Origin of the sequence: Nocardiopsis sp. L17-MgMaSL7, from assembly GCF_003182025.1 — a bacterium.
GTDB lineage: Bacteria > Actinomycetota > Actinomycetes > Streptosporangiales > Streptosporangiaceae > Nocardiopsis > Nocardiopsis prasina.
Window position 1 is genome coordinate 152,348 of record NZ_QGTF01000003.1, and the last position, 14,550, is coordinate 166,897.

11 protein-coding genes are annotated in these 14,550 nt (G+C 73.6%); 8 read left to right on the forward strand and 3 right to left on the reverse strand.

What is annotated here, in order from left to right; genetic code table 11:
- Positions 1–26 precede the first annotated feature (26 nt).
- A complete protein-coding gene (locus BDW27_RS06085; protein WP_110048551.1) occupies positions 27–1,256 on the reverse strand; it encodes an MFS transporter in 1,230 nt (409 codons plus the stop codon).
- Positions 1,257–1,325: 69 nt separating this feature from the next.
- Here BDW27_RS06085 and BDW27_RS06090 point away from each other — a divergent pair, with 69 nt between their 5' ends.
- A complete protein-coding gene (locus BDW27_RS06090) occupies positions 1,326–2,258 on the forward strand; it encodes a LysR family transcriptional regulator (RefSeq protein WP_040693252.1) in 933 nt (310 codons plus the stop codon).
- A gap of 72 nt (positions 2,259–2,330) precedes the next feature.
- Positions 2,331–3,128: an SDR family oxidoreductase gene (locus BDW27_RS06095; RefSeq protein ID WP_110048552.1), complete on the forward strand. Its 798-nt coding sequence runs from the start codon at positions 2,331–2,333 to the stop codon at positions 3,126–3,128.
- On the opposite strand, the gene BDW27_RS06100 is transcribed toward BDW27_RS06095, so the two are convergent.
- On the reverse strand, positions 3,125–4,585 hold the full coding sequence (locus BDW27_RS06100) for an aldehyde dehydrogenase family protein (protein ID WP_110048553.1): 1,461 nt from the start codon (positions 4,583–4,585) through the stop codon (positions 3,125–3,127). The two genes, BDW27_RS06095 and BDW27_RS06100, sit on opposite strands and share 4 nt — an antisense overlap.
- 709 nt (positions 4,586–5,294) lie before the next feature.
- Here BDW27_RS06100 and BDW27_RS06105 point away from each other — a divergent pair.
- The gene (locus BDW27_RS06105; protein WP_017543422.1) at positions 5,295–6,236 is read left to right on the forward strand and encodes a sucrase ferredoxin; all 942 of its coding nucleotides are present in this window, start codon (positions 5,295–5,297) and stop codon (positions 6,234–6,236) included.
- A gap of 79 nt (positions 6,237–6,315) precedes the next feature.
- Here BDW27_RS06105 and BDW27_RS06110 read toward each other — a convergent pair whose 3' ends face one another.
- On the reverse strand, positions 6,316–7,362 hold the full coding sequence (locus BDW27_RS06110) for a hypothetical protein (protein ID WP_199560555.1): 1,047 nt from the start codon (positions 7,360–7,362) through the stop codon (positions 6,316–6,318).
- Positions 7,363–7,575: 213 nt separating this feature from the next.
- Between BDW27_RS06110 and BDW27_RS06115 the strand changes: the two genes are divergently transcribed.
- Genes BDW27_RS06115 through BDW27_RS06135 form a run of 5 tightly spaced genes read left to right on the forward strand, consistent with a single transcriptional unit; the run spans position 7,576 to position 14,530 of the window.
- Positions 7,576–8,658, forward strand: coding sequence for a LacI family DNA-binding transcriptional regulator (locus tag BDW27_RS06115; protein ID WP_110048554.1), 1,083 nt, complete (start codon positions 7,576–7,578; stop codon positions 8,656–8,658).
- A gap of 1 nt (position 8,659) precedes the next feature.
- Complete coding sequence (locus BDW27_RS06120; RefSeq protein WP_110048555.1) at positions 8,660–10,282, forward strand: FAD-dependent oxidoreductase; 1,623 nt, start codon at positions 8,660–8,662, stop codon at positions 10,280–10,282.
- Between the two features lie 50 nt (positions 10,283–10,332).
- Positions 10,333–12,513, forward strand: coding sequence for a hydantoinase/oxoprolinase family protein (locus BDW27_RS06125; protein WP_110048556.1), 2,181 nt, complete (start codon positions 10,333–10,335; stop codon positions 12,511–12,513).
- The gene (locus BDW27_RS06130; protein ID WP_199560556.1) at positions 12,510–13,205 is read left to right on the forward strand and encodes a hypothetical protein; all 696 of its coding nucleotides are present in this window, start codon (positions 12,510–12,512) and stop codon (positions 13,203–13,205) included. Before BDW27_RS06125 ends, BDW27_RS06130 begins: the two co-directional genes overlap by 4 nt.
- Positions 13,202–14,530 carry a transporter gene (locus BDW27_RS06135; protein WP_110048557.1) on the forward strand — a complete coding sequence of 443 codons (1,329 nt, stop codon included), beginning with the start codon at positions 13,202–13,204 and terminating at the stop codon, positions 14,528–14,530. Before BDW27_RS06130 ends, BDW27_RS06135 begins: the two co-directional genes overlap by 4 nt.
- Positions 14,531–14,550 lie beyond the last annotated feature (20 nt).

Below are 14,550 nucleotides of genomic sequence, written 5' to 3' on the forward strand. Positions count from 1 at the left end.
GGGGGCGTTCGGGCCGTCCGGGGCCCTCAGACGGGGTCCGGGGCGGGCAGGCGGCGCAGACGCAGGGCGATCAGGCCCGCGAGGGCGGTGAGGGTCAGGGCCAGGGTCACGGTGCCGTTCCAGCCGACCGCGTCGTAGACCACGCCGCCGAGCCAGCCGAAGAGGCTCGCGCCCAGGTAGTAGGCGAGGGTGTAGACGGCCGCCGCCTGCGCGCGACCGGCGACCGCGTGGGAGCCCACCCAGGCCGAGGCGGTCGCGTGGGCGCAGAAGAACGCGAAGGTCAGCACGAGCAGGGCCACCAGCAGCAGGAGCACCGAGGTGGTGAACAGCCCGCCCAGGCCGAGCAGGAGCATCAGGGTGGCCGTGGTGAGGACCCCGTACCTGCCCCAGCGCTGGGTGGCGGAGCCCGCCATGCCCGAGCCGAGCATCCCGGCCGTGTAGGACAGGAAGAGCAGGGACGCGACCGCCTGGGACAGGCCGAAGGGCTGGTCGGTGAGGCGGAAGCCGAGGACGTTGTACACGGCCATGAACGCGCCCATGAGCAGGAGCGCCTGGGCGTACATGGGGATCAGCCCCCGTGTGGTCAGGGCCGCCTTGAGGCGTCCCCCCCACCGGTCTCCGGCGCCTGTGGGTCGGGGGCGCGGACCGGACTGTCGGCGCGGCAGGACCAGGACGAACACCAGGAGGGCGACCAGGCCGAGGAGGGTGTTGGCGGCGATCCCCCACTGCCAGCCGCCGTGTTCGGCGGCGAACCCGGCGAGCAGTCGGCCGCCCATGCCGCCGAGAGGGTTCCCGGCGATGTACAGACCGGTGGCCCTGGGTGCGTCGCGCGGGTGGATCTCCTCGGCGAGGTAGGCCACGGCTGCCGCGGAGACCCCGCCGAGAGCGGCGCCCTGGAGGGTGCGCAGGAGCAGCAGCATCCAGATGTCGGTGGAGAAGGGCACGACGGCGCCCAGGAGGGTGGCCAGCAGCAGGGAGAGCACGATGACGCGGGCGCGGCCGACGCGGTCGGCGATGCCGCTCCAGATCAGGGTGAACCCGGCCAGGCCTCCGGTGGACAGCGATACGGCGAGGGCGGTCTGCCCGGCGGAGGTGCCGAAGCCGTCGGCGATGGCGGGCAGGATCGGTTGGACCGACCACAGTTGGGCGAAGGTCGCCACGGCGGCCGCCACGAAGGCGATGACCGTGCGCCGGTAGGCGGCCGTGCCCGCGCGGGGGCGCGGGTCGAGGTTCATGGGGGAACTGGTCACGGTCATGCTTCAACGCTAGGAAGGCCGGTTTCATACGTCCAATGCATGCTTTCACGTTGTTGCATACTGATGTGTATGGATGACCCGGATGTGGACGCGCTGACCCGGACTCTGGCACCCCGGTTGCGGATGGTCGCGGCGGTCGCCCGGACCGAGCACATCACCCACGCGGCCGAGGCGCTGAACATGCCCCAGCCCACGCTGAGCAGGGCCTTGTCCCGCTTGCAGGAGGAGCTGGGGATCGCCCTGGTGGAGCGCACGGGGCGAGGCGTCCGGTTGACGCGCGCCGGTCGGTTGCTGTTGCCGCACGTGGAGCGAGCACTGGACGACCTGCGTCAGGGAGTGGCCGAACTCACGGGTGCCGAGGAGGGTCGGGTGGCACTGACCTTCCTGCCCACGTTGGGGGTGGAGGTGGTGCCGGTGTTGTTGCGGGGGTTTCGCGCCGAGCATCCGGGCGTGCGGTTCACCCTGACCCAGGAGGCGTGGGCGGAATCGTTGCGCCGGGTGGCCTCCGGCGGCGCGGACCTGGCACTGACCTCACCGCTGCCGTCGGGTCCGGGGCTGGCCTCGGCGGTGCTGCACACGCAGTACCTGCGGTTGGTGGTGCCCGAGCACCATCCGTTGGCGGGTGCCGGGGCCGTGTCGCTGGCCGACGTGCGCGACGAGTTCATCCTGCTCAAGCCGGGGCGCGGTGTGCGGCATCTGACGGACCGGCTCGGTGACCGTGCGGGGTTCACGCCCAGGGTGGCCTTCGAGGCCGACGACATCGCGACGGCCAGGGGGCTGGTGGCCGCGGGGCTGGGGGTGTCCGTGCTGCCCGCGCGGCCGAAGGGCGCGTTGGGCGGGACCGTGGAGCTCGCGATCCGGGACGGGCAGGCCGAACGGCCGGTGGGGGTGGTCTGGCCCGAGGAGGGATCCGGCGGAGGGTACGAACCCCCGGCGGTGGCGTCGTTCCGCGACTACGTGCGGCGGGTGGGACCGAGGGTCATCCCCGATCTCACGGGATGACGGGCCGCCGCCCCTGAGAACACGCCGAAAACCCTTTGTGGGGGCGACGTTCCGGGGCCAGGATGGGTCACCATGAACGCTCGTCACAGCCCCGCCGAGGCCACCGCCTCCCCCACTGTCCGTCCCGTCGCCCTGGTCACCGGGGTGGGCCGCACCGTGGGCATCGGCGCGGCCATAGCCCGGCGCCTGGCGGCCTCCGGCTGGGACGTGGCCAGGACCCAGTGGACCCCCTACGACGACCGCATGCCGTGGGGCGTGGAGAGCGGGGCCACCGACACCGTCGACGCCGACCTCGCCGCGCTGGGAGCGGCCACGGTCGCGGTCGAGGCCGACCTCGCCGACCCCGAGACGCCCGCGCGCGTCCTCGACGAGGTCGAACGACGTCTGGGACCGGTGCGCGCCCTGGTGATGTGCCACTGCGAGTCGGTGGACTCGGGGCTGCTCAACACCACCGTGGAGAGCTTCGACCGCCACTTCGCGGTCAACGCCCGCGCCTCCTGGCTGCTGGTGCGCGAGTTCGGGCGGCGGTTTCGCGACGAGCACGGAAGCGGCCGGATCATTGCTCTGACCAGCGACCACGTGGTGCACAACCTCCCCTACGGGGCGAGCAAGGGCGCGCTGGACCGGATCGTGCTGGCCTCGGCGCGCGAACTCGCGCACCTGGGCGTGACCGCGAACGTGATCAACCCGGGGCCGGTGGACACCGGGTGGATGCCCGAACAGGTGCGCGACGACTGCACCACGCACACCCCGCTGGGGCGCCTGGGCACCCCGCGCGACACCGCGCACCTGGTCGACTTCCTGTGTTCACCCCAGGGAGGCTGGATCAACGGCCAGCTCCTGCACAGCGACGGCGGGATCTCCGCCTAGAACGGGTAGCGGGCGGGGTCGGTCCGCATGGTGATCCACTGGGTCTCGGTGAAGGCCTCCAGGTTGGCGCGGGTTCCACCGAAGCGCGCACCCGTGCCGGAGAACCCCACCCCGCCGAAGGGCGCCACCGCCTCGTCGTCGACGGTCTGGTCGTTGATGTGCACGATCCCGCTGGGAATGCGGTCGGCGATCTCCATGCCGCGCATCGGGTTGGTGGTGACCACCCCCAGGGACAGGCCGTACTCGGTGGCGTTGGCCAGCTCCACCAGCTCGTCCACCGTGGAGAAGCGCACCACCGGCGCGACCGGGCCGAACACCTCCTCCGCGTAGGCGGGGGTGTCCGGCCCCACCCGGTCCAGAACCGTGGGCCGGTAGTACAGGTCCTCGTAGGTGCCGCCCGCACGCAGCCTGGCCCCGGCCTCGACGCTACTGGTGACCAGGTGGTGGATCCTGTCGCGCTGGGCGGAGTCGATGACGGGGCCCAACGCCGCGCCGTCCACCTCGGTGCTGCCCACGACCAGGGCGTCGGCCCTGGCCGCGAGGCGTTCCACGTAGGCGTCGGCGATCGACTCGTGCACCAGGTGGCGGCCGGTGGTCATGCAGATCTGCCCCTGGTGCAGGAAGGACCCCCACGCGCCGATGGACGCGGCCTGCTCCACCGCGGCGTCGTCGAGGACGACCAGCGGGGAGTTGCCGCCCAGTTCCAGGTGGGCCCGCTTGAGGTGGCGGGCCGCCGCCTCGCCCACCCGGCGTCCGGCCGGGGTGGAGCCGGTGAAGGAGATGACGCGCACGTGGGGGTCGGCCACCAGCGCCTCTCCGGCCGCGACCCCGCCGGGCAGGACCTGGAACACGCCCTCGGGGACGCCCGCGCGGCGGAAGACCTCGGCCAGGACGGCGCCGCCGCAGATCGCGGTACGCGGGTCGGGCTTGAGGATGACGGCGTTGCCCAGGGCCAGGGCCGGGGCGACCGAGCGGATCCCCAGGATGAGCGGGACGTTGAAGGGGGCGATGACTCCGACCACGCCCGCCGGGACCTGGCGGGAGAAGCTGAGGCGGGGTTGGGCGGTGCGCAGGATCTCGCCGTGCGGCTGGGAGGCCAGGGCGGCCGCCTCGAAGCACTCACCCGAGGCGACGTGCACCTGGAACCCGGCCATCCCGGCGGCGGCCCCGCCCTCGCGGCGCAGCCAGCCGATGATCTCCTCCTCGTGGGTCTCCAGCAGGTCACCGGCACGGCGCAGGACGGCGGCGCGGCGCTCGTAGGAGGTGGCGGCCCAGTCGGCCTGGGCTCGGGCGGCTCGCGCGGCGGCGTCCCGGACGTCCTCCGCGCCGGCGATGCCGGTGCGGCCCAGGACGGTGCCGGTGGAGGGTGAGACGACCTCGGCGTCCCCGCCCTTGGCCGGGGTCCACGCCCCGGTGAAGACGGCGGACGTGTGGTCCTCGGCGACGAGCAGGCTCACGGTGGTCTCCTTACGGGTGGCGGTTGCAGTGGGTGGTCCGGTGGGTGCCGCGTTCGACGCGCTGGATCCGGGCTCCGCGCGGTTTCCTCCCCTTGGGGCGACTTCGCGGTTCGGCGCGCACCCTCGTTCACGCGAACGGGCTGCGGCCTCTCGCACGGAGGACCACGACGGTGCCGGATGGCGGGTTCGCACGGGGACGAGAACGGGGAGCCGGTGCACGCCGAGCGGGACCGTCCCGGCCCGTGTCCGGGGTGGGCGAAGGCGCGTCCGGGGGTGGGGCGTATCGCGGCTCCGGCCGTGAGGGGTGGAGGCCGCACCAGCCAGGCTCGTACGACTGACGAACACACGTTCTGAAAGCGAACCTAGGTGATCCGTGACACAGGGTCAAGGCGCGTCCGGGGCACGCGGGGGACACGCGGACCCCGCGAGATCGGGCGACCGGGCCTGGTCAGGGCCGCTTCGGAGCGTCGAACCCGCAGTCGCGCGAACCCACGGGCCCCGCCGAGAGGGGCGGCCGGGCGCGGACCAAGCGGGGGGACCGGGGGCCGGGAGACGGAATCGACCGACGCGCGAGCACCGACACCCGTCCCGACCACGGACGCAGGACAGGATAGGGTAGCCTAACCAAACAGCCACACGGCGGGGTGCTCCCCCGACGCAGCCCCCGTGTGCGCGCAGCAGTGAGTACCACCCGATTGGACGTGGACCCGTGCGGCTACCCACCGCCCCGGACGGCCGACGAGGCTGTTCGGCCCTGGCCCGCTACACCGACGAGCAGATCGCGGGCACCGCCGGCCGTACCGGCGGATGGCTGCTGATCGAGCACGACGGACCCTGGCGCCATCCGGCCTTCGCCAGTGAGGGCCTGGACAGGGCGGTCGTCTCGGAGCTGTCGCGACGCATCGCCGGGCGCGACGTCCGCCCCCAGCTCATCAAACGCCCCGGTGCCCGGGAACGCGCCAGGAACGGCCGCCCGCTGCGCGCCTACCTCGTTCACACCAGCCGCACGCACCCCTGGGTGCGCAGGGTGGACTTCCACAACCTCGCGGAACTCCTGGACATCGACGTCACCGCGGCCGAACGCCCCGAACCGCCCGCGTTCGGCCAGCCCGTGGACCACACCCTCTACCTGGTCTGCACCCACGCCAAGAAGGATCCCTGCTGCGCGATGCTGGGCCGCCCGGTCGCCGCCGCCCTGGCCGGTGGGGAGGCCGAGGTCTGGGAGACCACCCACGTGGGCGGTGACCGCTTCGCCGCCAACCTCGTGGCCCTGCCCCAGGGCGTCTACTTCGGTCGGCTGACCCCGGAGGGAGCCCAGGACACGGTCGCCGCCTTCGAGCGCGGTCTGGTCCTGCCCGAGAACTACCGGGGCCGCTGCACCGACTCCTCCCCCGCGCAGGCCGCCGAGGCAGCGCTGCGCGCGCGGCTCGGCTTCCCGGTGGGTGTCGACGCGCTCACCCACCTCACCGAGGAGGAGACCGAGACGGGCGCCCGGATCACCCTGGGCCACGACGGCGGCCTGTACTCGGTAGAGGTGGAGACCGAGGAGGGCACGGAGTGCCCCAGCACGTGCTCGGCGCTCTCTCCCACGCGTCCGGTCTTCCACCGGGTACGCAACATCAGCGGGGAGCGCAGCGGCGCCCCGGTCTGATCCGGGGCGCGGGAGCTGGGGGACACGAGCCGGGGACCGGCCCCGTGGCGCGGGGCCGGTCCCCGTCACGTCGGGGTCCTCACCCCGAGCGCGCGATGGCGATGGTCGCCCCCAGGCGGTGCCCCGCCTCGTAGAACATGTACTCCCTGCCGCCGTCGACCGCGTAGGAGGGCGCGGCCGAGCGCCCCGAGTCCGGCGGACCGGACAGCGGGGTGTGCACCACTCCCATGTGGCGGCGCGTCCCGAAGTCCCGGCCCACCTCCGTCATCCGGATGTCGCCCCGGTCGGTGTGGTAGACGACGTAGGTGCTGCCGCCCCTGATGACCAGGTGCGGGCCGGACAGATTGGCCAGGCCGACGTCGGCGTGGCTGACCAGCGGTTCGGGGTCGAAGTCGAACGTGATGCCGTCCGCCGACCACCCCCAGCCGATGGACCGGTTGTCCCCGGTGCTGTTGCGCATGAACACCATGACGTAGCGCGCGCCCCGGTCGGGCAGGGGGTGGTCGAAGACGCGCGCGTAGGAGGCCTCGGTGGTTCCCGGGACCATGCTCGTGGTCAGGACCTCGCCCTCGTAGGAGAAGTTCACGCCGTCGCTCGAACGGGCCAGGCGGGTGGTGTGGTTCTCCCCGTGGAAGTACAGCCACATCTCCCGGTGCTCGGCGTTCCACAGCGCGTGCGGTGAGGACACGTGGCTGACCCTGTAGTGCGGCTCCCACACGTTGGAGACGATCGGGTTGCCCGGGTGTTCGGTGAAGGGGCCCTCCAGGTCGTCGCCGTAGGCGAGGCAGAGGCCACCGGGGTCCTCATGCGGGGCGTAGTAGAGGAGGAAGCGGCCGGGGGCGTCGGGCAGTCGTCCACCGGTCCCCCGGATGCAGGGGAAGATCAGCTCACCGGTCGGGTTGTAGGCCAGCGACGAGGTGTCCAGCGCCTCGCGCAGGAACGTGAACGGGGGCAGGACGTCGGCGGCCGTGGTCGAGGCGTGGGCGGCGGCCGCCGGGACCGCCCCCGTGGCGAGGAGGGCGGCGGCGCCGGTCCCGAGCAGCGCCGTGCGGCGGTCGACGCGGCCACTGGAGGACGACGGGCGTGGTGGGGGCTGGTTCTCCGGGTTCGCGCGGGCGTCGGGCATGACGGGTCCCTTCCGGAGCGGGGGTCGGGGGACGCGCTCCAGGACCCCTGAGTGTTCACCAGCGCCGATACGCCGGTCAAGGGCCTAATACGTATTAGTGAAACCCTGCGGTCACCTGCCGGAAATCGGCGTTCCTCCCCTTGACACCAAGCATGAGCCAGCTCACAGTCATGGACTAATGCGCATTAGCACGCCCCCTCGGAGGAGTGACAGGTGAACCATCCCAGGCCGACCGGACGGCGCAGACCCCGCCAGTCCGACATCGCCAGGCTGGCGGGTGTCTCCCAGGCCACCGTCTCCCTGGTCCTGCGCGGCACACCCGCCGGCATGGCCCTGGCCAAGCCCACAAGGCAGAGCGTCCTGGACGCGGCCGAGGAGCTCGGGTACGTGCCCGACCCCGTCGCCACCCGGCTGGCCTCGGCCACCAACGCCATGCTCGGCCTGTACACCTTCAGCTCGACCTTCCCCACGGACGTGGCGCACTCCTACTACCCGATCCTGGTCGGGGTGGAGGAGGAGGCGGCCGCCCAGGGACAGGACCTGATCCTGTTCACGGGTTCGGCCCGCGCCGCCGAACGCGCCGACGACCCCGCCGCCGTCCGTCGCGTCCGGGTGGCCGACGGCTGTCTGTTCTTCGGCCGGCACGTGCCCGAGGAACCCGTCCGGCGTCTGGTCGAGGACGGATTCCCCTTCGTCTACATCGGCCGCCGCGACGAACCCGGCGTGCCCTATGTCGGGGCGGACTACGTGTCGGCCTCGGCCGGGGTGGTGGCCCGGCTCGCCGCCCTGGGCCACCGCACCCTGCGCTACCTGCGCGAACACGACCAGGCCCCGGCGTCGGCGGACCGCGAGGAAGGGGTCCTGAAGGGGGCCCGGGAGGCCGGGCTGGACACCGCCGACCTGGTGGTGCGCACCGACGGCAGCGACCTGGACGCCCTGCTGCGGGACTGGCGCGCGGCGGGCGTCACCGCAGTGGTGGTCGAGCAGACCGACACCGGGGCCGCCCTGGACGGGCTGAGCGCCGCCGTCGACCGCGCGGGACTGCGCTGCCCCGAGGACCTCTCCCTGGCCCTGCTCGGCGCGCCCACCGGAACCCGGGGCACGGCCCCGGGAGGAGGGGCGGACTTCGGCGGCTTCGTCGTACCGATGCGCGCGATGGGACGCGACGCGGTCCGACTGCTCCTGCGTCTGATCGAGGGTGACCGCTGCGGCCCCACCCGGCGACTCTTGCCCTGCGAACCGGTCGAGGGCGCCACCCTCGCCCGGCCCCCGATGCCCCACCCCCGAAAGGACTGACATGACCCGCAGCAGTACCGAGATCCTCGTGGTCGGCGCCGGACTGGGCGGGGTCGCCGCGGCCCTGGCCGCCGCCGACTCCGGCCGCCGCGTGGTGCTCACCGAGCCGACCGACTGGATCGGCGGCCAGCTCACCTCCCAGGCCGTACCCCCGGACGAGCACCCGTGGATCGAGCGGTTCGGATGCACCGCCTCCTACCGACGCCTGCGCGAGGGGATCCGCGACCACTACCGGCGCGTGTACCCCCTGCGCGCGGAGGCCGCCGCCGAGCGCGACCTCAACCCCGGCGCGGGCCGGGTGAGCAAGCTCTGCCACGAGCCCCGCGTGGCCCTGGCCGTGCTGGAGGAGATGCTGGCCCCCCACCGCTCGGCGGGGCGCGTCACCGTCCTGCTCCGCCACCGCCCGGTGGAGGTCAGCGCTGACGGCGACCACGTCCGGGCGGTGGTCCTGGAGGACCACGAGGGCGGGCGGCACACCGTCGAGGCCGCCTACGTCCTGGACGCCACCGAGGACGGCGACCTGCTGCCGATGGCCGGGATCGCCCACGTCACCGGGGCCGAGGCCCGGTCCGAGCACGGCGAGCCGCACGCACCCGAGACAGCCGACCCCGCCAACCTCCAGGGGATCACCTACTGCTTCGCCGTGTCCCACCACGAGGGTGAGGACCACACCATCGAGCGCCCGGCCATGTACGACTTCTGGCGTTCCTACCGGCCGGACTTCTGGCCCGGGCCGCTGGTGGGCTTCTCCGCGCCCGACCCCCGCACCCTGGAGCCGGTCGCGCGGACCTTCGTGCCCAACCCCGGGACGGACCCGCTCGCAATCGACGCCGACCAGAGCGCCGACGCCGGGGACAAGGAACTGTGGGGGTTCCGCAGGATCCTGGCCCGTGGGCTGCACGCCCCCGGCGCCTTCGCATCCGACATCACCCTGGCCAACTGGCCGCTGAACGACTACTGGCTCCTGCCCGCCCTGGAGATCGAGGGGGTGGTGGACGCCGACACCGTGCGCCGGGCCCACGAGGAGGCCCGCCAGCTCTCGCTGTCGGTCCTGTACTGGCTCCAGACCGAGGCTCCCCGGGCGGACGGCGGCACCGGCTTCCCCGGGCTCCGGCCCCGCCCCGACGTCACCGGCGCACCGCACGGGCTGGCCAAGGCCGCCTACGTGCGCGAGTCCCGTCGGATCAGGGCCGTCACCACCGTCACCGAGCAGGACGTCTCCCTCGACCTGCGGGGACCGCACGGCATCGTGCGGCGCCACGACTCGGTGGGGGTGGGCAGCTACCGCATCGACCTGCACCCCTCCACGGGCGGCGACAACTACGTGGACATCGCCAGCGTGCCCTTCGAGATCCCCATGGGAGCGCTCCTGACCGAACGCGCGACCAACCTCCTGCCCGCCGCCAAGAACATCGGCACCACCCACATCACCAACGGCTGCTTCCGTCTGCACCCCGTGGAGTGGAACGTCGGCGAAGCCGCCGGGCGGCTGGCCGCCTTCGCCCTGGACCACGACACCACGCCGCACTCCGTGCACGAGAAGACCGACCTCCTCCGGGACTTCACCGCGCTGCTGGACCGTACCGGCGTGGAGCGCAGCTGGCCCGACGTCCGCGGCTACTGACGTCAGCGCACGCTGAACCCCCCAGGCACCACCGCACAGACAGGCCCCCCATGAGCGACCCGACACCACCCCCGGCCCGCGACCCCGTACGCGTCGGCATCGACGTCGGCGGAACCTTCACCGACGCCGTCGCCGTCAGCGCCACCACCTACGCCCTCCTGGGACAGGTCAAGGTACCCACCAGCCACGACCACGCCGACGGCGTCGCCCACGGCATCATGACCGCCCTGGAACGGCTGCTCGACGACATCGGTGTGAGCGCCGACGACGTCGGCTTCCTCGCGCACGGCACCACCCAGGCCACCAACGCCCTGCTGGAGGGTGACGTCGCCACCATCGGGATCGTGGGGGTGGGCACCGGATTCGACGCCCTGGCCAACCGGCGCCTGCGCTCCCTGGGCAAGCTGCGACTCGACTCCGGCCGCGCCCTCCCGGTCCGCTACGCCGCCCTGCGCGCCCCCGAGAGCACCGAGGCCGCCCTGGCCAGTGTGGACGCCGTCCTCGCCGAGGGCGCGGAGGTGGTCGTGGCGGTGCAACCGTTCAGCGTGGACGACCCCGCCGGCGAGCGGTCCGTACTGGAGGCCGCGGGCGCGCGCGGAGTGCCCGCCACCGCCACCCACGAGATCACCCGGCTCTACGGCCTGGGCAAGCGGGCGCGCACGGCCGCGCTCAACGCCGGGGTGATGCCCCGCATGCTCCAGACCGCCGACCTGGTCGAACGCAGCATCCAGCGGGCTGGGGTGCGCGCGCCCCTGATGGTGATGCGCTGCGACGGCGGCGTGATGTCCCTGCCGGAGATGCGCCACCGCCCCCTGCTCACGGTCCTGTCCGGACCCGCCGCCGGGGTCGCCGGGGCCCTCATGGGAGAGAAGGTGAGCGAGGGCGTCTTCCTGGAGACCGGGGGCACCTCCACCGACATCAGCGTCATCCGGCGCGGCCGCGTGCAGATCCGCCACACCCAACTGGGCGGCAGGGAGACCTACCTGTCCGCGCTGGACGTGCGCACCGTCGGTGTCGGAGGCGGGTCACTGGTCCGGATCAGCGGCACGGCGCCCGGCGCGGCCTCCCTGACCGGCGTCGGCCCGCGCAGCGCGCACATCGCCGGGCTCCCCTACGCCTGTTTCGCCGACCCCGAGGAACTGCGGGGCGCGCGCCTGGCCCTGGTGAGTCCGCTCGACTCCGACCCGGCCGACCACGCCGTCCTGGAGGCCGGCGGACGGCGCTTCGCCCTCACCGTCACCTGCGCGGCCAACGCCGCCGGGCTGGTCCCCGAGGGCGACCACGCCCGTTCGGAGGCCGCCACCGCCAGGCTGGCCCTGGAACCACTGGCCCAGGCCCTGGGCACCGACGCGGTGACCGCCGCCCGCCGGGTGCTGCACACCGCCACCGAACGCGTCACCGAGGTGGTGGACGCCCTCGTGGACGACTACCGCCTGGACCGCGACGTGTGCTCACTGGTCGGCGGCGGCGGGGGCGCCGCCACCGTCACCCCCTACCTGGGCGAACGCACGGGCATGGCCGCGCGCATCGCCGCCCACAGCGAGGTGATCAGCCCCCTGGGCGTGGCCCTGGCCCTGGTCCGCGAGACCGTGGAGCGCATCATCCCCGACGCCACCCACGCCGACGTCCTCACCGTGCGCACCGAGGCCGAGCGCGCCGTCCTCGACCAGGGCGCCGACCCGGCCGCAGTGGAGGTGGACGTCACCGTCGACCCCCGGCGCAACCTGGTCACCGCCGTGGCCACCGGCGCCACCGCGCTGCGCGCCAAGGACCGCGCGGCCACCACCGACGAGGCGGCCGCGCGCGCCGCTGCCGCCGCCAGCCTGGACGCCCGCCCCGGCGACCTCACCGAGTTCGCCGCCAACGGCCAGTACCGGGTCCTGGGCCTGGTCCGCCGCCCGGGCGGCCGTCTCGGCCGGTTCGCCCGCCCCCGCACGCACGTGCGCGTCGTCGACGCGGAGGGGGTCGTGCGGCTGCACAGCGCCGACGCCGAGGTGGACACCCTCGTCGCAGGGCAGGCCGAGGGGGCGCTGCGGGACCTGGTCGCCGAACGCACCGTCTACGGTGACGGCGGCGCCGTGCCGCCCGCGGTGTGGCTCCTGCTCGGCCCCAAGCTCGCCGACCTGTCGGGAGTGATGGACCCCGGCCACCTACTGGCCCTGGCGGGGACCGAGATCGCCCGGCGCGGCCCCGAGGAGCCCGTGGTTGTCCTCATGGAGCGGCGCCGATGACGGCCCCGGTACCGGGATCCGGTGACGGCCCGGACCCGCGCCCCGGTCCCAGCCTCCGTGAGCGGTACGCGCGCATCGCGCGTACTCCGGAGGAGGAGCTCGCCGCCGACCTGCTCGCACTCACCCCCACTCACGAGGGCCGGGAGCGGGCGGACCTGCTCGCCTGGGCAGGACACGCCCTGGAGTTCGGCCGCGAGATGGCCGACGTCCCGGACGCCTCCGGGCACGTGACGGACGTCGAGGTGACCGAGCAGGCCCGGGGCGGGGTCCGCACCGACCAGATCCTGCTCGCCGAGTACCTGCACCGTTCCTCGGGGTCCCTCGTCGTGGTCTACACCGACGCCCTCGACTACGCCCAGCGCGTCGCCAGCGCCGCCGGGTGGGGCCCGGACTACCCGCGCGCGGCCGTGCGCCGGGCCGCACTCGCCCACGAGGAGGCGCACCGCCTGCTGCACGGTGAGCGCGGCCGGGCCCTGCGCCGGAGGATCGACCACACCGCGCTGCGGATCGGGCCGCTGCGCCTGCGCGGCCACGTGGTCGGCGCCGACGAGATCGCCGCGCACGCCTACGCCCACCACCGCTGTTCCCTGCGCCGCAGCCCGATCGCGCTCACGGCCGCCATCGCGGCCTCCCTCGTCCACAGGGGCCCGCACCGGCCGGGACCCAGCACCCCTCCCGGAGACCACCCGTGACCGCCTTCGGCATCCTGTTCGCCATGGCGGTGGGCGTCAGCCTCATGCTGACCCGCCGCCTGCCCACCGCGTTCGCCCTCGTCCTGCTCTCCGTCGCGATCGCGCTGATCGCCGGAGCCCCGCTCACCGGAGAGGAGGACAGCGTCGTCGGGACCGTCCTCCAGGAGGGGGCACCGCGCCTGTCGGCGACCATGATCGCCATCCTCCTGGGCAGCTGGCTGGGCACCCTGATGTCCGAGACCGGCATCGCCTCGACCCTGGTCCGCAAGATCGTGGAGTTCGGCGGTGAACGCCCCTCGGTCGTGGCCGTCGGGGTGTTCCTCGTCGCGATCCTGTGCGGCAGCATCACCGGCTCCGCACCGGCCGCGATGCTCGCCGGTGTCGTCGGCATCCCCGCCATGATCGCCGTGGGGGTGACCCCGACCGTCGCCGCGGGGACCGTGCTGGTGGGGATTGCCGCCGGGGTGCCCCTGGAACTGATCAACTGGCAGTTCCTGTCCGACGCCATCGGCGTGCCCGTCTCCACCGTCCAGCACTTCCAGCTGCGGCTGTTCCCGATCGCCCTGGTGGGCGGGCTGGCGTACATCCTCGTCGAGATGCGGCGCAGGGGCGCACGGCACACGTGGTCGGTGCGTGTGCCCGCCGCGTCCGGCGGCGGCTCCGACCGTCCCGCCACCCGCCGGGAGCGGGCGGCCGAGCGGCGGCGTCGGCGCGGTGACGCCCCCTGGTACGCGCTGGTCACACCGCTGGTCCCGATCGTTCTGGCGCTGGGGTTCGAGGTCCCCATCATCCCGTCACTGCTGGCCGGTGTGGTCTTCGCCCTGTTCACGGCCGTCCCGTGGCGGGAGGCGTCCGCGACGGCGCTGCGCACCCTCTACCGGGCCTTCGACGTGGCGGCCCCGCCCATCGTGCTGTTCATCGCGATCGGCATGCTGCTCGCCGCCGTGGGACTGCCCGGCGCGGTCACCGCGCTCAGCCCGGTGGTCACACTGATCAGCCCGAGCAGCCCCTGGCTGTTCGTCCTGGTGTTCGCGCTCCTGGTGCCGTTGAGCCTCTACCGGGGTCCGATGAACATCTTCGGCCTCGGCGCGGGGGTGGCCGGGGTGCTCGTCTCGGGGAACATCTACCCCGCTCCCGCCGTGCTGGGGCTGATGGCCTCCTACGGCCAGGTGCTGGGGGTGTCCGACCCCACCAGCACGCAGACGGTGTGGGCCTCGCAGTACGCGGGGGTGCGGCCCGAGCGGTCCATGCTCTCCACCTTGCCCTACACCTGGGTGATCGCCGTGGCCGGACTCGTCCTGGTGGTCTTCCTCTACCTGCTCTGACCCGCGGAGACGAGGAAGGG